This is a genomic window from Ventosimonas gracilis (assembly GCF_001580025.1).
GTDB classification, from domain to species: domain Bacteria; phylum Pseudomonadota; class Gammaproteobacteria; order Pseudomonadales; family Pseudomonadaceae; genus Ventosimonas; species Ventosimonas gracilis.
Window position 1 is genome coordinate 1 of sequence record NZ_LSZO01000172.1, and the last position, 16,777, is coordinate 16,777.

The window sequence follows — 16,777 nt, forward strand, 5'->3', positions numbered from 1 at the left end:
TTTTCGAACGTTTGAAGTACCTATTTTTACCAGTCATATCAGGAAGTTATCATGCCATAAAAACATGTTTGCTTCCTAAGACCCTTTGTAATTGGCAGGATAACGCTCATTACCGTCGCTTTATCTTTGAAAGTCATTTGGGAAAGACAGCCGGATTGCTGATGCAAAGTAATCAAGTCAGACTTTATTACGACCATTTTTAGTTAAAGAAGCGGGTACACTGGCATCAAGACCAGCCTTATTACAATGTCGATGGGACACAAAATTGCAGCATGTGGATTGTCATTGACCCAGTCGCGCGTGAATCGACTTTAGAATTTATTGTAGATTTGCATAAAGACTCGTGGTTAATGTCGCGCTCGTTTAAAGATAATCAGGCCAAATGGTTTCCCGAGGGTGCGTTAGCCGATTTACCGGATATTGAAGCGGCGCGCGAAAATTACCCGATTTTGGGCTGGGAAATTGAACCAGGCGATGTGATTTGTTTCCATATGCTGACTCTGCACGCGGCGGCAGGATGCAGAAGGCGGGTGTTTCCGTACGCTTTTTGGGCGATGACATGCGCCACGCTCCGCGCCCTTGGCTGACTTCACCGGAGTTCCCCAGCCTTGCTCAGCGCTTACCTGCGGGCGCTGCTTTGGAGGCTGTCGCAAAAGGCTCCGTTACCGGATTTCTGCTGCGAATTTGTTTAATTTATATCAATAAAATCATGTAGTTAAAAATTTAAACTCAGAATAAACATGAGTTCTCAGTCTCTTTTGCGACAGTCTCTTTGGCAGCGGGAGCCGCTTTAGTGGATTTCTTTTGGCGCTCTGTAATAAATTTTGCATTATGGTTGTCTCCGGGGGGATTTATTTCAGTTGTTGATATTTTTTGCTTGTCGATTGATGCAATCGGCTTGTGAAGTATTGACCAATATTTTGCAATGAAAAGAATGTACACATTGGCTGTATGCTGCGCTTGGTCTGGCGAAATTTTGAACAGCAGCGCGGCTCGCATTTGAAACGGGAACAGACCTAAAGCCGGAAGTAAGTCCACGCACGCTGAAACGGGCATTGACCATGCCGCCAAAGTCGTTTTGCCTGCCAACGCCACCGGCAAAATCGAGCGCCCGGTCAATACGCGGATCACCCAAATCTTCAATGACCTGCCTTGGCACCATACTGATGCTCTGCGGCACTTTTTCAATAGATGTATCGCTGCGTGTGGCGCGGTAACCCTGCACCGTCCCGTTGGCGCGTTTTTCAAGGGCGGTGGAGGAAATATCGATTTGTTCTAATTCAAGGGTATCGGTAGCAAAAGTGGCTGTGGGCAACAAACCGGTAAACAGCAAGGCAAACAACTACCCAATAAATTTCCCTTGGCTTGCCAGTTAAGCGGTTTACAATCGTCTGCGAATTATTTTTATTTTGGAGAACACTGTGCGAAGGTTATTGCGTTGGCTGGTTATTCTTTTGATTTTGTTAATGACCCTGCTGCTTGCGGGTTATCTTTTATTACGCGGCAGTTTGGCTCAATTGACCGGCGAGGCTCGTCTTGAAAAGCTCAGCATGCCGGTCACCTTGCTGCGCGATGCAAACGGCGTGCTAACGGTAGAGGCTGAAAATGAACTCGATATGGCAAGAGCGCTTGGCTATGCCCACGCGCAGGAACGTTTTTTTGAGATGGATTTAATGCGCCGCCGCGCCGCTGGCGAACTCGCCGAGCTTTTCGGTGAAGCGGCGCTGCCGGCCGACCGGCAAATGCGCGTGCATCGGCTACGCGCCCGCAGTCGCGCCAATCTGGATGCGGCTTTGGGCGATAAGCGGGCAGTATTGGAGGCCTACCGCGATGGCGTTAATGCCGGTCTTAATGCGCTTAGTGCAAGGCCTTGGCCTTATCTATTGCTGCGCCAATTGCCGCGCCAATGGGAATTGGAAGACAGTGTGCTGGTGGTACTCGCCATGTATGACGCGCTGCAAGATACGGACAACTCCCGCGAACTTGCGCTTATTCAACTGCAACAAACACTGCCGCCCGCTCTCTACCAATTGATAACCCATAACGGCAGCCAGTGGGATGCGCCGCTGTTTGGTTTGAGCTACGGCAATGCCAAGCTGCCGTCCGCCGAGCAGCTTGATTTAAGAACGCTACCCGGCAGCACACCCCTTCAGCCGGATAAAGAACCCTACGCTGGTATCGGCAGCAACAATTTCGCCGTCGGCGGTGGCTTGACCGCCGATGGGCGCGCCATTCTTGCCGGAGACATGCACCTTGCGCTGCGTGCACCGAATATCTGGTTCCGCGCCCGTCTGCGGTATGCCGATAACAGCGTAGCGGGCGGGCAGGTCGATGTCAGCGGATTTTCCCTGCCGGGCGTACCGGGGATTATCGCGGGCAGCAACGGCCATGTGGCTTGGACTTTTACCAACAGCTATATCGATACCGCCGACTTTGCCCGCCTCCCCGCGAGTGAAGCGGGCAATCTGCAAAACCATTTTGAAACCCTGAAAGTGGCTGGTGGACAAGCCGAGCGCTTGCACGTGCGCGAAAGCGACTGGGGGCCGATTATTCAGGAGAATAAAGACGGCATGCTCGCGCTGCGCTGGGCTGGGCATCTGCCTGGCGCCGTGACCATGGGCTTGCTCGATATGGCAAAAGCGGCGAATTTGGACGATGCGCAAAAAGTTGCAGACCGCAGCGGCCTGCCGGCGCAAAACCTGCTGCTGGTCGATGAACGCGGCACTATCGCTTGGCGCTTGATTGGCGCACGACCGGCACGCGGTAAAGGTTGCCATGCGGCGGCGATTAACGAAAACTGCGCCGCCTGGCCGGTTCAGCTAGACCATTCCCCCAAACGCATTGCCCCGCTGGATGAGCGCCTATGGACGGCCAATAGCCGCGTGCTGGACGACGCAGATTTACAGCAGGTCGGTGACGGCGGCTATGACCTGGGTGCACGTTCCTTTCAAATCAGAGACGGCCTGCTTGGCAAGCGCCGCTTTACTGAGCAAGACCTGCTCCATATTGCCTTGGACGACCGTGCCCTGCTGATGGAGTTTTGGTGGAAACAACTTCAGCAAACCCTTGAGGCCAGCAGCAATGGGCAGTTAAAAGCAGTGCAAGCCAGTAGCGGCGAGTGGGACGGACGAGCCGCCGCCAATTCGCTGAGCTACCGCCTCGCTCGCGAGTTCAGAGACCATGTGCTGGGTACACTTAAAGCCGGTTTGCTCGCTCCGGCGCGCGCCGAATTGAGCGCAGATTTTCAGCCGCCGCGCCTTGCACAGTTTGAAGGCGTTGCCGTACCTCTGTTGACCCAGCGCCCGCTCCATCTATTGCCACCGCCCTTTATAAGCTGGGATGAGTTGTTGGAGCAAAGTGCTTTAGCGGTTGCCAAATCAGTAGAGGCAAGCAGCAAACCCTATCACTGGGGCGAGCGTAATCGCGCCGCCATTTGTCATCCACTCGCCAAGGCTCTGCCAGAAGCGGCCAAACCTTGGCTGTGCATGCCGCCGGATGCCCTGCCGGGCGACCACAATATGCCGCGCGTGCAAACCCCAACGCATGGCGCATCGCAGCGCATGGTCGTCTCCCCTGGGCATGAAGACGAAGGCATTATCCATATGCCCGGCGGACAAAGCGGCCATTTGCTGTCCCCGTTCTGGGGCAAAGGCCATGCCGACTGGGTCAGCGGTCGCAGCACGCCTTTTTTACCCGGACAAACCCAATACCGCCTTAAGTTAAATCCCGGCAAACCCTAATCGCCCGAACTTATTGAGTCATATCTTTGCCTCCTCTCCCTCACGTTCACCTGTGGGAGAGGGGCGTGAGGGTGTTTATTTATCCATTGCTGGGGAAGGCAAATTGCGCGGCTTCGTGGGTTTTGCGTTGTGGCCAGCGCTGCGTGATGGCTTTGCGCTTGGTGTAAAAGCGCACGCCGTCCGGCCCATAAGCGTGCAGGTCGCCGAATAGCGAGCGTTTCCAGCCGCCGAAGCTGTGGTAGGCGACCGGTACCGGCAGAGGTACGTTGACGCCGACCATGCCGACTTCGATTTCGTCGCAGAACAGGCGGGCGGCTTCACCGTCGCGGGTGAACAGGCAGGTGCCGTTGCCGTATTCGTGCTCGTTAATGAGTCGCATGGCTTCTTCGAGGCTATCGACGCGCACTACGCAGAGCACCGGGCCGAAGATTTCTTCGCGGTAAATGCGCATGTCAGGGGTGACTTTGTCGAATAGCGTGCCGCCGACAAAAAAGCCGTTCTCAAAACCGGCGACCGACAGGCCACGTCCATCGACGATGAGTTCCGCACCGGCTTTTACGCCGTCTTCGATATAGCCCAGCACGCGGTTTTGCGCGTCTTTGGTGACGAGCGGCCCCATATCCAGACCCAGTTCAGTGCCCGCACCGATTTTTAGCGCACGGATTTTCGGGGTCAGTTTGGCGATTAAGGCATCGGCGACGGCGTCACCTACGGCAACCGCGACGGAAATCGCCATGCAGCGTTCGCCGCAGGAGCCGTAGGCCGCGCCCATCAGTGCGTTGACGGCGTTGTCGAGGTCGGCATCGCCCAAGACCACGGCGTGGTTTTTTGCGCCGCCCAAGGCTTGCACGCGCTTGCCGCGTTTGTTGCCTTCGCTGTAGATATATTCGGCAATAGGCGTAGAGCCGACAAAGCTGATGGCTTTAACCTCGGGTGCTTGCAGCAGTGCATCCACCGCGCTCTTGTCGCCGTGCACGACGTTCAGCACGCCTTTGGGCAGACCTGCTTCTTGCAGCAGTTCGGCCACCAGCAGTGCTGAGCTGGGGTCACGCTCGGAGGGTTTTAAGATAAAGCAGTTGCCGCAGACGATGGCGAGCGGATACATCCACAAAGGAACCATCGCCGGGAAGTTGAATGGGGTAATGCCAGCGACCACGCCAAGCGGCTGAAAGTCGCTCCAGCCGTCGATATTAGGCCCTACGTTGCGGCTGTATTCACCTTTTAGGATCTCCGGCGCGGCGCAGGCGTATTCGACGTTTTCAATGCCGCGTTGCAGCTCGCCGGTCGCATCTTCAATGGTTTTGCCGTGTTCTTCGCTGATAAGACGCACGATGCGGTCTTTGTTCTGCTCAAGCAGTTGCTTGAAGCGGAACATGACCTGTGCACGACGCGCGGGCGGCGTGTTGCGCCAAGCCGGGAATGCAGCTTTGGCCGCATCAATGGCCTGCTGTACGGTTTTATCATCGGCCAGTGGCAGCTTGCGGATCACGCTGCCAGTGGACGGGTTGTACACGTCGCTGCTGCGCCCTTCGGTCAGGACTTGTTGGCCATTGATAAAGTGGGGAATGCGGTTGGACATCTTAAGGTTTCCTTTAAAAAATTCTGGGTGGTTGTTGTATCGCCCTCTCCCGCTTGGGGAGAGGGAGCCAATCAGCGGCTAATCAATTAAGCGACTTGGTGGATATGCTCACCAACCGCCTCAAACAGTCGGTTAAGTTCGGCCTCAGTGCTGGTAAAGGGCGGCCCAAATTGCAGGCAGTCGCCGCCAAAGCGCACGTAGAAACCGGCTTTCCACAACGACATGCCAATCTCGAACGGGCGCACCAGTGCATCACCGTCACGCGCGGCGATTTGGATGGCACCGGCGAGACCGCAACTTCTGATGTCAATCACGTTTTTCGCGCCTTTAAGGCCGTGAATGGCTTTGGCGAAAACCGGCGCAATTTGCTTGCTGCGCTCAATCAGGGCGTCTTTTTCCAGTAGTTCCAAGGTAGCAAGACCGGCGGCGCAGGCGACCGGATGCGCCGAGTAGGTGTAGCCGTGGGCAAATTCCACCGCGAGTTCCGGCAGCGGCTGGTTCATAAAGGTCTGATAAATCTCATCCGTTGCCACCACGCCGCCCAGTGGTATGGCTCCGTTGCTGATTTGCTTGGCAAAGTTCAGTAAATCTGGAGTTACGCCGAAATACTCCGCACCAGACCAGGTGCCGAGGCGACCAAAGCCGGTAATCACTTCGTCAAAAATCAGCAGGATGTCGTGCTGCGTGCAAATTTCGCGCAGCCGCTCTAGATAACCGGCAGGCGGCACAATCACCCCACCGGAACCTGCCATCGGCTCGACCATCACCGCAGCGATATTGGAGGCATCGTGCAGTTCAATCAGTTTCAGCAGTTCATTGGCCAGCGCTACGCCGCCCGTTTGCGGCTGGCCTTCGGTAAAGGCGCAGTCCGCTTGCAGCGTGTGCGGCAGGTGGTCGGCATCAAAGAGTTGACCAAAGACTTTACGGTTGCCGCCAATGCCGCCGACTGAAGTGCCGCCGATATTAACGCCGTGATAGCCACGCGCGCGGCCAATCATTTTGCTCTTGGCCGGTTGGCCTTTGAGGCGCCAGTAAGCACGCGCCATTTTGATAGCGGTATCGGCACATTCCGAGCCGGAGCTGGTGAAAAACACGTGCGAAAGCGGCGCGGGTAGTTTGTCGGTGATTTTTTCTGCCAGTTGAAATGACAAAGGATGGCCGAATTGAAAGCCTGGCGAGTAATCTAAGCTATTCAGTTGCTTGGCGACGGCATCGGCAATTTCTTTGCGCGTGTGTCCGGCGCCGCAGGTCCAAAGACCGGAAAGGCTGTCAAAGCACTTGCGTCCCTGTTCGTCGATTAAATAGTTGCCTTCGGCGGCCACAATCAAGCGTGGGTCACGCTGGAAATTGCGGTTGGCGGAAAACGGCATCCAATGCGCATCCAATTTGAGCTGGGAAGACAGCGACGCACTGACGGTTTGCGGCATGTTCATTTCGATAACCCTCTTAAACGATTTGTTGTACGGGAGCGATGAAGCCCTCTTGTGCGGCAGACTGACACAGCGATAAAGTGCAGAAAATTCAAATCTTGCACACTTTAGACAGTGAATGACTAAACATGCCCACCCATCGAAACGAACCCTTGGCACAAGTGAGTGACTTTGACCTTCGCCTGCTGCGCGTATTTCGCGCGGTGGTCGAATGCGGCGGCTTTTCGGCGGCGGAAACGGTGCTGGGTATTGGCCGCTCGGCCATTAGCCAGCAAATGGCCGATTTGGAGCAGCGCTTGGGGCTGCGCCTGTGCCAGCGTGGGCGGGCGGGCTTTGTATTGTCCGAAGAAGGACGCGAGGTTTATCAGTTGTCCTTGCGCCTTTTGGGTGCGCTGGAGAGTTTTCGTAGTGAAGTCAACGGATTGCATCAGCACCTGCGCGGCGAACTGCATATTGGTCTCACCGATAATCTGGTCAGCATGCCGCGCATGCGTATTACCCACGCCTTGGCGCAGCTTAAAAAGCAAGGGGCGCAGGTGCAAATTCATCTGCGCATGGCAACGCCGCCGGAAGTGGAACAAGGCGTGCTGGACGGTCGCTTGCAGGTCGGTGTTGTGCCGCAAGCGGCACCACTGGCCGGGCTGGAATATCAGCCGCTGTATGACGAGCGCTCGCTACTCTACTGCGCCGTCGGCCATCCGCTGTTTTATGTCGATGACGAGCAGTTAGATGACGAAAGACTGGACTCACTCGATGCGATTGCGCCGACTTTTCGCTTGCCCGCCGAAGTGCAGGCGCACTACCAGCGCCTGTCCTGCACGGCCAGCGCCTCTGACCGTGAAGGTATCGCTTTTTTGATATTAACCGGCTGCTACATCGGCTATCTGCCGGATCACTACGCCTGGGCTTGGGTACAGCAAGGCCGCTTGCGTGCACTTAAACCGGCCACGCGCTTTTATGACTTAAATCTGGTCTCAGTCACCCGCAAAGGGCGCAGACCCAATTTGGTGTTGGAGCGATTTTTGCAGGCGCTGGCGGCAACGGCTTAATCAATTTGTTGTGACTGATTCGCGCAACCCCTGCCTTACGCGGTTATATAAGGTTGCCAGTGACAGCGCGATCAGCAGTGCGAGCAGCGCGTTAATCCAGAAGGCATCCGGCCAGCCCAAAGCCACGCAAAGCCCGATCAGGCCAAAGGCAAAGGCTCGGTCGCTTTTACCCAGTGGGCCGTCGTAGCGGCGTGAACTGCCTACCATCGGCCCCAAAACCCCAGCGTATTCGCTGATAACGGCGAGCAGCGCGAGGACGACCACTAAGCGCGAATCAATACCCGGCAGCAGCGCAAAAGGCAGATAGAGCGCGCTGTCGGCAATCAGATCACAGAGCTCGTTAAGATAAGCGCCCAGTTTGGATTGCTGGGCAAACTCGCGTGCCAGCATGCCGTCAATCGCATTAAGCGCCATGCGCAGCAGCATCCACAGCGGCAGCAGGACAAACAGCCAAGCAATAGAGCTAAATAGCGCAAGTATTGCGCCCAACAGCACGGAAAGCAGCGCCGCCGCGAGCGTCACCTGATTGGCCGTGACCCCGATGGCGGCAAGGCGACGCACCAGCGGGCGCAGCAGGTTTTGAAAAGCCGGTTTTAATTGGTAGATGGAAGGCATAAAAGAACCTATTTAGTGAAGTGCCTCGGCGGGGTTGGTTTGTGCGGCGCGTCTTGCCGGATGAATAGTGGCGAGAAAACTTAACGCGAGCGAGGCGCCGGCAATCAGCAATACATCGGTACTTTGCAGTTTGGACGGCAGATGGCTGATCACAAATAAATCCGCACCAAACAAAGGCCGGCCGCTGGCCGCTTCAAGGTACGCGACCAGCTCGCTGACATTAAGCGCGGCGAGCACGCCCAGCACAGTACCGATCAGCGTACCGGCAAGACCAATCAGCGAACCCTGCACCATAAAAATCAGCAGAATTTGCCGCGAAGAAGCGCCCATCGTGCGCAAAATGGCAATATCGGGGCGTTTGTCGGCGACCACCATAATCAGCGTGGCGACGATATTAAAAGCGGCCACTGCCACGATCAAAAGCAGCAGCACGGTAATCATGGTTTTTTCCATCTTCATAGCGGCAAACAGGCTGCCTTGAGTGGCGCTCCAATCACTGGTGCGAAACCCAGGGCCCAATTCTTCGGCAAACTGTTTGGCGAGCAGCGGCGCTTGCCAGCTATCGCTCAGTTTCAGCCGCACGCCAGGCACTTGCCCAGGATTTAGCCGCAAGATATGGGCGGCATCATTGATATGAATCAGTGCCAGTTCGTCATCCAGGGCCGCGCCGATGTGAAAGGTTGCCAGCAAGGTCAAGCGCTGCATGCGCGGGGTAATACCGCCGGGTTTATCGCTCGCTTCGGGGATAATCAGCGTGAGTTTGTCGCCAATTTGCGCACGCAGACGGCGGGCGCTGTTTTCGCCCAGTACCAAGCCAAACTGGCCGCCGGCGAGGTCAGTCAATTGCCCTTGCACGATATGTTTTGGCAATAAGGAAACCTGTGCTTCATGGCTTGGGTCAATGCCGCCGACTGTGACCGGCTGCATCGCGCCGCGAAATGACAGCATGCCGGAAAGCGAGGCAAAGGGTGCAACGCCTATGACTTGTGGATGACGACGCGCGGTTTCGGCGACCTGTTGCCAATCGTTTAACGGCTGCTCGCCGCTGATAATCAGGTGCGGCAGCAGGCCAAGAATGCGTCCGCTCATTTCTTCACGAAAGCCGTTCATAACCGAAAGCACCACAATCAGCGCGAGCACGCCCAAGGCGAGCCCCAGCATGGAGGCGAGCGAGATAAAGGAAATAAAGTGGTTACGCCGTTTGGCACGCAGCCAGCGCGTGCCGATAAACAAGGGTAGGGGATGGAACATCAGGGTTATTTCCGTCTCAAGCGCAAACCGGTTGCTCGTCGTTGATCGGCCATCAGCAAATGGCACTCCTTGCGCCTTTTGGCTGCAAATCGGGCTGCGTCACTAACTGGCCGTTTTCCAGACGCAGCACGCGGTCCATCTGTGCGGCCAGTGCCAAATCGTGGGTGACGACCAAAAAAGCGGTGTCGGCGTCTTGGGTTAATTCCTGCATCAGACTTTGGATGCCGTGCGCGGTTTGCTGGTCGAGATTGCCGGTAGGCTCATCCAAAAGCACCAGCGCAGGACGTGCGACCAGTGCACGGGCAATCGCTACGCGCTGGCGCTCACCGCCGGAAAGCTCGGCCGGTTTATGGGCAAGTCTTGCGCCAAGCCCCACTCGCTCAAGCAGCTTGCTCGCCGCCTCGCGTGCCTCAGCCACAGGCATTTTGCTGATTAACAGCGGCATGCAGACATTTTCCAGCGCGGTAAATTCGGCTAAAAGATGATGAAACTGATAAACAAAGCCGAGCTTTTGATTGCGCAGCAAGCCGCGTTTTTTTTCAGAAAGCTGCGCCAAATCCTGCCCGGCTAGGTTAACGCTGCCGCTGCTGGGGCTGTCCAGCCCGCCCAACAGATTGAGCAAAGTGCTTTTGCCGGAGCCGGAACTGCCGACAATGGCAATGCGCTCAGCGGCGTGCAGGGTTAGTTGCAGATTGTTCAGCACGCTAACGGCGGCCGGCCCCTCGTTGTACTGCTTGCTTAAGTTTTGACAGCTTAAAACAACCGTTCTATTCATCGGATTACTCATGGCGCAGCGCTTCGGCAGGCTGTGTGCGGGCGGCGCGAAAGGCCGGATACCAGGTGGCAAAAAAACTCAAAATCAGCGCGGCGCTGCTGATGAGCAGGACATCCGCCATTTGTAGGCGCGACGGCAGATAGTCAATGAAATACACCCCTGCGTCCAAAAACTGAATGCCGAGCAGGCGCTCCAGCCAGGCTACAGCGAGGCTTAGATTTTCTGCGCCCAAGCAGCCCAAAAGGACACCAACGAGCGTGCCAATAACGCCAATCAGGCTGCCTTGTATTATAAAAATTCGCATAATTTGCGGCGAACTTGCGCCCATTGTGCGCAAAATGGCGATGTCGGCTTTTTTATCAGCGACCACCATTACCAAGGTGGAGACGATATTAAAAGCCGCCACCGCGACAATCAGCAAAAGCAGCAGCGCGATCATGCGTTTTTCCACACTGATAGCCTGATACAGGCCGCCGTGCGAGCGCATCCAATCCGTGACAAACCAGTCGCCGGAAAGCCCTCTGGCAAGCTGCCAACTGATATTGGGCGCGGCAAAAATATCTGCAAAGGCAAGGCGCAACGATTGCACCTGACCAGGCGAAAAGCGCAGCAAACGGGCAATATCCTGCTGGTGCGCCAGAGCCAAATGGCCGTCGATTTCACCGGCGCCGCTGTGAAAAATACCCGCCACGGTAAAGCGCTTTAAACGCGGGAAAATCCCCGCTGGCGTGATGGTCGCTTCCGGTGCGACAAAGGTAATTTTATCGCCTATGCCAACGCCCAAGGCTTTGGCCGCGCGATCGCCCAGCAGTAACTTAAATTCGCCTGGGATAAGCGAGTCCAAAGCGCCTTCGCGGAAAAACTCGCCAATAATCGAAACACGAGCTTCCAGCGCCGGTTCAATACCGCTGAGCTGCACCGTTTGTATTTGTCCCTGATGGGTCAAAAGCCCCTGTATCTGCGTAAGCGGCGCGACAGCCGTGACCCCAGGGTGCTGCTTAAACTGCGCAATTAACTGCTCCCAGTTAGCTACCGGCTGTGTTGATTCGAGCACCGCCTGCGGCACCATGCCGAGTACGCGGGTGCGCATTTCATAATCAAAACCGTTCATCACCGACAGCACCACAATCATCACACAAACCCCCAGCGCAAGACCCAGCATCGAGGTTAAGGAAATAAAGGAAACCAGCCGGTTGCGGCGTTTGGCCGCGATGTAGCGGATGCCGATAAACAAAGACAGCGGTCTAAACATAAAGGCTCAATCGAGAGGGTGCTGCAAGGAAAGAGGGCCAGAGTTTGGCAGGATTTTTGCTAAAAGCTTCGTTTGCACAGTGGTTGCAGAGCCTTTATCAGTCATTACACACTGGTTTTTTAGTCAACTTGGGTCTTAAGCCAACCTATGCCAATGTCACAGCCAGAAAATCGCCGCGAATACTACCGTATCAATGATGAAATCGCACTGCTCTTGCGCTTGCTGGATGAAGAGGCCGAGCACGCCAGCACGGCTTTCCCCGAAGATGCCGAGTTGTTTTCACAGTTGGAAGCCTTGCAGGAGCTGGAATTACAAACCCAGCCACTGCTGCGCCAGTTGGCCGAAGGTGACGCGGCTCTGGCAAACTGCTTGCGCCTTTTGGATAGGCGCTCGGCGCTGCTGACGCAAACGCTGTTGCAGCAGGTCGATACCGACTTTGGCAACCGCCAGCAGGTGAGCCTGTGCGAAGCCGGACTTAGCATGATTTACCCACAGGAACTGCTGGCGGGTCGCCGTCTGGCGTTGAAAATCCTGTTGCTGCCACAGTCGCACGCCCTGCTGCTGTGCGCCCGCATCATCTACTGTCAAGCTAGCGAAGGCGGTTATAGCGTCGGCCTTGAATTTGAAAACCTAAGCGAAGCGCAAAGGCAAGTGCTGGCAAGACACATCTTGCAGCGCCAAGCCGAACAACGGCGGCAAGCGCGCGAAGCTAAGGTTTAGCGGCCTGTTCCTGTTGGTAGTGTTTGAGCGCGTAGAGGCGCGCGCTATTTAATTCACGCCCCAGTTGCTCGCCGCTAAAGCCACGCTCAAGCAAAGGCTTGACCGAAACCGCCTGCACCGCGCTCGCGGCACCGCGTAGATAATGGGCTTGCGGATAGGCGCACTCTTCAAAACCGCTGCGCCCGCGTGCGTCCATCTCGCAGGCGGCAATAAAATCAGCAAAGCGTTGCGGGCGGCGCAGCAGGTCAAATTTTTGTAGCAGTTTCCATAAGGTCTTGGGCTGTAGTTCCAAGGCGCGGTGAGCGTGGCTGTGGTATTCGCAGGTCAAAAGTGAAAGTTCGGCCAAATCGCGCGGTACTTTCAGCCGTTGATTAACGGCGGCGACCAGTTTTAAGCCCAGTTGCTCGTGTTCGTGGTGCTTCGGCCATTGCTCTTTCGGCGTAGCGGCTTTGCCTAGATCATGCAGCAGGCAGCACCAGCGCACGCTAAGGGGTTGATTGTGCTTTGCGCATTGGCGCAGCACAGCGAGTACGTGCTCACCGGTATCCACTTCGGGATGGTGCTGTGGCGGCTGCGGCACGCCGAACAGGGCGTTGACCTCGGGCAGCAACCGAGCCAACGCGCCACACTTGCGCAGCAGACGGATAAATACCTGCGGGCACGGCTCCATCAGGGCACGGGAAATTTCTTTCCACAGACGTTCGGCAGAAAGGTATTCAAGCTCGCCGGATTGGCTGAGGGTTTGCATCAGCGCCAAGGTTTCATCGGCGACGGTAAAGCCAAGTGGGGCATAGCGCGCGGCAAAGCGAGCCACGCGCAGTACGCGCAGCGGGTCTTCGGCAAAGGCCGGAGACACATGGCGCAGCACTCGCGCGGCCAAATCGCGCTGGCCGCCCCAGGGGTCGATAATCCGCCCTCGCGGGTCTTCGGCCAGCGCATTAATGGTCAGGTCGCGGCGCTTTAGGTCTTCTTCCAGCGTGACTTCGGGGCTGGCGTGGAAACTAAAGCCACCGTAGCCCTTGCCGGTTTTGCGTTCGGTGCGGGCGAGGGCGTATTCCTCGCCGGTTTCAGGGTGCAAAAAAACCGGAAAATCCGCGCCAACGGCACGAAAGCCCAAATCCTGCATCTGCTTTGCGGTTGCGCCAACGACGACCCAATCCCTGTCCGTCTGCGGCCTGCCCAGCAGACGGTCGCGCACTGCTCCGCCGACTTGGTAGATTTGCATTAGCAGACCCTAAAAATCATCCTCAACCTCGCCGTCGTGGATTTTGTATTCACGGTTTTGCAGGTAGACGTTACGGATAAAGCTGTAGCGGTCGCCTTCCATCATGCCTTCTGCCGAAAGCAGCCCGACGCGGGTATCGATTACGTTTAGCGTGGTCAAGCCAAAGCGTGTTTCGGGTTCAAGATAAGGGCCTGGGGTCAAAAAATAGTCCGGTAATTTGGCCGGTGCATCGCGCAAAGTAGAAGGCCCTAAAAACGGCAGCAGCAGATAAGGTCCGCTGCCTACGCCCCAAACCGCCAGCGTCTGGCCGAAGTCTTCATCACTGCGCGGCAAGCCCATTTTGCTGCCGACATCAAAAAAACCGAGCAGGCCAAAGGTGGTATTAAACAAAAAACGGCTGGTATCAATACCGGCGGCACGGGGTTTACCTTGCAGCAGGTTATTGGTCAGATTGACCGCCTCGCCCAGATTCAAAAACATATTGTGAATACCGCGCCGCAAAAAGCCGGGGGTGACTTTTTGATAGCCCTGTGCCAAGGGTTTTAGTGCGTAGGTATCCACGGTGTGGTTAAAGCGAAACACTGGACGGTTAAAGCGCTCCCACGGGTCGTCTTCGCTGGCATTTGCCGCTACAACAGGTAATGTCAGTGCCGCCCAGGCAAGCAGTTGTGCCAGCGGGCGGCGCAGTAAAGGCAAGGCAGGGGGCATGGGGAAAGTCTCCAGATTTCGCCGTGCGGCTCGTGCGGCGGTTGTTGGAAGGGATATTTTGCACGGGCTTTAAGTGGATGGTTTAGCGGCAAGTGCAAGGAAAATGGCAGGATGGTAACGCGCAAAACCTAAGATTGGCAACAGCACCAAGGGTGGCTATTGGATTGAGCTATTTGTAGCTTGTCGCTTTCGCAAGGCCAACCCCAGGGAGGTAAAACGTTATGAACGCGCGCATGCCATTGACGGATGATGAGGGCGAAGTCCGCGAATTAACCGCTGCCGACATGGCGCTGTTTCGCCCCGCGCATGAGGTGCTGCCCGCCGATTTACAAAAGGTGCTGGGCATGCGTCGCCGTGGTGCGCAGAAAGCGTCCATCAAAGCCGCAATCACTATCCGCCTGTCGCAAAAGGTGCTGGATGCTTTCAAGGCAACCGGCAAAGGCTGGCAAACGCGCATTGATAGCCTGCTACTAGAGGCTGGTGGAGCAGGGCGGGTTTGACGGGGCATTATTTAATCGCCATTTTGAGCAGCAGCGCGGCTCCCCCCGCCCTCTCCGGCAAGTGGGCGGGGGAGGCGTTATCAGAGTGCATCCTCCAGCATCGCTTTGTTACGTACTGCGCCTTTATCGGCGCTGGTGGCCAGTAGTGCGTAGGCTTTAAGGGCGGTGGAAACGCGGCGCTTGCGTGGGGAGGCGGGTTTCCAGCCCTTTATATCTTGCAAAGCGCGGCGGCGGGCGAGTTCCTCGCTACTGACCATGAGGTTAATCGAGCGTTTGGGGATGTCGATAAGCACTTTGTCGCCGTCTTGCACTAAACCAATCGCGCCGCCCGCCGCCGCTTCCGGTGAGGCGTGGCCGATGGAAAGCCCTGAGGTGCCGCCGGAAAAGCGCCCGTCGGTGAGCAGCGCACATTGTTTGCCTAAGCCTTTGGATTTGAGGTAGCTGGTGGGGTAGAGCATCTCTTGCATGCCCGGGCCGCCTTTGGGGCCTTCGTAGCGGATGATGACGATATCGCCGGGGGCGATTTCATCCGCCAAAATGCCTTTGACGGCGCTGTCTTGGCTTTCAAAAATCCTCGCGCGACCTTCAAAGACCAGTATGGATTCGTCAACACCCGCGGTTTTTACCACGCAGCCGTCTTCGGCGATATTGCCGTAGAGCACGGCAAGGCCGCCTTCTTTCGAGTAAGCGTGCTCCACTGAGCGGATGCAGCCGGTAGCGCGGTCGTCATCCAGACTGTCCCAGCGCGTGGATTGGCTAAAGGCGGTTTGGCTTCGGATACCGGCAGGGCCTGCCTTGAAAAATTGATGAACTTCGGGGTTAGCCGTTTGACGGATATCCCAGCTGGCAATGCCTTCGGCGAGCGTTGGGCTGTGAATGGTGGGCACCTGTGTATGCAGCAGACCGGCACGTGCGAGTTCGCCCAAAATGGCAAAAATGCCACCCGCGCGGTGCACGTCTTCCATATGGTATTTCTGGATATTCGGCGCGACTTTGCACAGTTGCGGCACACGGCGTGACAGGCGGTCGATGTCTTTTAGATTAAAGGCCACTTCTGCCTCTTGCGCGGCGGCGAGCAGGTGCAAGATGGTGTTGGTTGAGCCGCCCATTGCAATATCCAGCGTCATGGCGTTCTCGAACGCCTCAACGCTTGCAATCTGGCGCGGTAGCGTACGCTCGTCGTTTTGCTCGTAATAGCGGCGACAGAGCTCGACGATTAAACGTCCGGCACGTAAAAACAGTTGCTCGCGGTCGGCATGGGTTGCCAGCATTGAGCCGTTGCCGGGCAGCGCCAGTCCCAAGGCTTCGGTGAGGCAATTCATCGAATTGGCGGTAAACATACCGGAGCAGGAGCCGCAAGTCGGGCAGGCGCTGCGTTCAATAGCGGCCACGGTTTCATCCGAACAGTTATCGTCAGCGGCTACCACCATCGCATCGACCAGATCCAGCGGATGACTGGCGAGTTTGGTTTTGCCTGCTTCCATGGGCCCGCCGGAAACAAACACGGTCGGGATATTAAGGCGCAAGGAAGCCATCAGCATGCCGGGCGTGATTTTATCGCAATTGCTGATGCACACCAGCGCATCGGCGCAGTGCGCACCCACCATATATTCGACTGAATCAGCAATGATTTCCCGACTCGGCAGGGAATAGAGCATGCCGTCATGCCCCATGGCGATACCGTCGTCTACGGCAATGCAGTTAAATTCTTTGGCAACGCCGCCTGCACGTTCAATTTCCCGCGCGACCAGTTGGCCCAGGTCTTTTAAATGCACGTGGCCGGGGACAAATTGGGTAAACGAATTGGCAATGGCAATAATCGGCTTTTTAAAGTCCTCATCTTTCATGCCGGTCGCCCGCCATAACGCGCGTGCACCGGCCATATTACGCCCGTGAGTGGAAGTTTTTGAACGGTAATCAGGCATGAGTTTGC

Annotated in this window: 15 protein-coding genes and 1 pseudogene; 6 read left to right on the forward strand and 10 right to left on the reverse strand. The window is 56.3% G+C overall.

The window, feature by feature from the left end:
• Positions 1-203, forward strand: a pseudogene (locus tag AXE65_RS14350) (hypothetical protein); the annotation flags it as partial.
• 69 nt (positions 204-272) lie between these two features.
• The gene (locus AXE65_RS14355; protein ID WP_068391129.1) at positions 273-587 is read left to right on the forward strand and encodes a phytanoyl-CoA dioxygenase family protein; all 315 of its coding nucleotides are present in this window, start codon (positions 273-275) and stop codon (positions 585-587) included.
• Positions 588-856: 269 nt separating this feature from the next.
• Here AXE65_RS14355 and AXE65_RS14505 read toward each other — a convergent pair whose 3' ends face one another.
• Positions 857-1,342 carry a TonB-dependent receptor plug domain-containing protein gene (locus tag AXE65_RS14505; RefSeq protein WP_068391131.1) on the reverse strand — a complete coding sequence of 162 codons (486 nt, stop codon included), beginning with the start codon at positions 1,340-1,342 and terminating at the stop codon, positions 857-859.
• 79 nt (positions 1,343-1,421) lie between these two features.
• On the opposite strand from AXE65_RS14505, the gene AXE65_RS09020 reads away from it, so the two are divergent.
• Positions 1,422-3,740 carry a penicillin acylase family protein gene (locus AXE65_RS09020; RefSeq protein WP_068391133.1) on the forward strand — a complete coding sequence of 773 codons (2,319 nt, stop codon included), beginning with the start codon at positions 1,422-1,424 and terminating at the stop codon, positions 3,738-3,740.
• 79 nt (positions 3,741-3,819) lie between these two features.
• Here the strand turns inward: AXE65_RS09020 and AXE65_RS09025 are convergent, their stop codons facing one another.
• Entirely contained in the window at positions 3,820-5,319 is a 1,500-nt protein-coding gene (locus tag AXE65_RS09025) for a CoA-acylating methylmalonate-semialdehyde dehydrogenase (protein ID WP_068391138.1), read from the reverse strand.
• Positions 5,320-5,405: 86 nt separating this feature from the next.
• The gene (aptA, locus tag AXE65_RS09030) at positions 5,406-6,752 is read right to left on the reverse strand and encodes an omega-aminotransferase AptA (protein ID WP_068391140.1); all 1,347 of its coding nucleotides are present in this window, start codon (positions 6,750-6,752) and stop codon (positions 5,406-5,408) included.
• A gap of 125 nt (positions 6,753-6,877) precedes the next feature.
• On the opposite strand from aptA, the gene AXE65_RS09035 reads away from it, so the two are divergent.
• The gene (locus AXE65_RS09035; protein ID WP_068391142.1) at positions 6,878-7,798 is read left to right on the forward strand and encodes a LysR family transcriptional regulator; all 921 of its coding nucleotides are present in this window, start codon (positions 6,878-6,880) and stop codon (positions 7,796-7,798) included.
• On the opposite strand, the gene AXE65_RS09040 is transcribed toward AXE65_RS09035, so the two are convergent.
• From AXE65_RS09040 to AXE65_RS09055, 4 genes are read right to left on the reverse strand one after another with little or no spacing between them, the layout of a single operon-like run.
• The gene (locus tag AXE65_RS09040; RefSeq protein ID WP_068391145.1) at positions 7,799-8,413 is read right to left on the reverse strand and encodes a CDP-alcohol phosphatidyltransferase family protein; all 615 of its coding nucleotides are present in this window, start codon (positions 8,411-8,413) and stop codon (positions 7,799-7,801) included.
• 12 nt (positions 8,414-8,425) lie between these two features.
• Positions 8,426-9,664 (reverse strand): lipoprotein-releasing ABC transporter permease subunit, encoded by a 1,239-nt coding sequence (locus AXE65_RS09045; RefSeq protein WP_068391147.1) that lies wholly within the window; start codon positions 9,662-9,664, stop codon positions 8,426-8,428.
• Positions 9,665-9,716: 52 nt separating this feature from the next.
• Positions 9,717-10,439, reverse strand: coding sequence for a lipoprotein-releasing ABC transporter ATP-binding protein LolD (gene lolD / locus AXE65_RS09050; protein WP_153015440.1), 723 nt, complete (start codon positions 10,437-10,439; stop codon positions 9,717-9,719).
• Positions 10,440-10,443: 4 nt separating this feature from the next.
• Entirely contained in the window at positions 10,444-11,691 is a 1,248-nt protein-coding gene (locus tag AXE65_RS09055; protein WP_068391153.1) for a lipoprotein-releasing ABC transporter permease subunit, read from the reverse strand.
• A 153-nt stretch (positions 11,692-11,844) separates the two neighbouring features.
• On the opposite strand from AXE65_RS09055, the gene AXE65_RS09060 reads away from it, so the two are divergent.
• Positions 11,845-12,411: a PilZ domain-containing protein gene (locus AXE65_RS09060; protein ID WP_068391156.1), complete on the forward strand. Its 567-nt coding sequence runs from the start codon at positions 11,845-11,847 to the stop codon at positions 12,409-12,411.
• Here AXE65_RS09060 and AXE65_RS09065 read toward each other — a convergent pair.
• Both AXE65_RS09065 and AXE65_RS09070 read right to left on the reverse strand, forming a co-directional pair.
• Positions 12,401-13,636 carry a multifunctional CCA addition/repair protein gene (locus AXE65_RS09065; protein ID WP_068391159.1) on the reverse strand — a complete coding sequence of 412 codons (1,236 nt, stop codon included), beginning with the start codon at positions 13,634-13,636 and terminating at the stop codon, positions 12,401-12,403. The two genes, AXE65_RS09060 and AXE65_RS09065, sit on opposite strands and share 11 nt — an antisense overlap.
• 9 nt (positions 13,637-13,645) lie before the next feature.
• Positions 13,646-14,344, reverse strand: a complete 699-nt coding sequence (locus AXE65_RS09070) for an MlaA family lipoprotein (RefSeq protein ID WP_068391162.1) — start codon at positions 14,342-14,344, stop codon at positions 13,646-13,648.
• A 221-nt stretch (positions 14,345-14,565) separates the two neighbouring features.
• Between AXE65_RS09070 and AXE65_RS09075 the strand changes: the two genes are divergently transcribed.
• On the forward strand, positions 14,566-14,844 hold the full coding sequence (locus tag AXE65_RS09075) for a BrnA antitoxin family protein (RefSeq protein ID WP_068391165.1): 279 nt from the start codon (positions 14,566-14,568) through the stop codon (positions 14,842-14,844).
• 80 nt (positions 14,845-14,924) lie between these two features.
• Here AXE65_RS09075 and ilvD read toward each other — a convergent pair whose 3' ends face one another.
• Positions 14,925-16,769: a dihydroxy-acid dehydratase gene (gene ilvD, locus AXE65_RS09080; protein ID WP_068391167.1), complete on the reverse strand. Its 1,845-nt coding sequence runs from the start codon at positions 16,767-16,769 to the stop codon at positions 14,925-14,927.
• Between the last annotated feature and the right edge of the window lie 8 nt (positions 16,770-16,777).

Excerpts from the sequence above, each read along its gene's own strand:
- AXE65_RS14355 (WP_068391129.1), top strand. The coding sequence starts at position 273 with ATGTGGATTGTCATTGACCCAGTCGCGCGTGAATCGACTTTAGAATTT.
- AXE65_RS09025 (WP_068391138.1), bottom strand. The coding sequence starts at position 5,319 with ATGTCCAACCGCATTCCCCACTTTATCAATGGCCAACAAGTCCTGACC.
- aptA (WP_068391140.1), bottom strand. The coding sequence starts at position 6,752 with ATGAACATGCCGCAAACCGTCAGTGCGTCGCTGTCTTCCCAGCTCAAA.
- AXE65_RS09035 (WP_068391142.1), top strand. The coding sequence starts at position 6,878 with ATGCCCACCCATCGAAACGAACCCTTGGCACAAGTGAGTGACTTTGAC.
- AXE65_RS09040 (WP_068391145.1), bottom strand. The coding sequence starts at position 8,413 with ATGCCTTCCATCTACCAATTAAAACCGGCTTTTCAAAACCTGCTGCGC.
- AXE65_RS09045 (WP_068391147.1), bottom strand. The coding sequence starts at position 9,664 with ATGTTCCATCCCCTACCCTTGTTTATCGGCACGCGCTGGCTGCGTGCC.
- lolD (WP_153015440.1), bottom strand. The coding sequence starts at position 10,439 with ATGAATAGAACGGTTGTTTTAAGCTGTCAAAACTTAAGCAAGCAGTAC.
- AXE65_RS09055 (WP_068391153.1), bottom strand. The coding sequence starts at position 11,691 with ATGTTTAGACCGCTGTCTTTGTTTATCGGCATCCGCTACATCGCGGCC.
- AXE65_RS09060 (WP_068391156.1), top strand. The coding sequence starts at position 11,845 with ATGTCACAGCCAGAAAATCGCCGCGAATACTACCGTATCAATGATGAA.
- AXE65_RS09065 (WP_068391159.1), bottom strand. The coding sequence starts at position 13,636 with ATGCAAATCTACCAAGTCGGCGGAGCAGTGCGCGACCGTCTGCTGGGC.
- AXE65_RS09070 (WP_068391162.1), bottom strand. The coding sequence starts at position 14,344 with ATGCCCCCTGCCTTGCCTTTACTGCGCCGCCCGCTGGCACAACTGCTT.
- AXE65_RS09075 (WP_068391165.1), top strand. The coding sequence starts at position 14,566 with ATGAACGCGCGCATGCCATTGACGGATGATGAGGGCGAAGTCCGCGAA.
- ilvD (WP_068391167.1), bottom strand. The coding sequence starts at position 16,769 with ATGCCTGATTACCGTTCAAAAACTTCCACTCACGGGCGTAATATGGCC.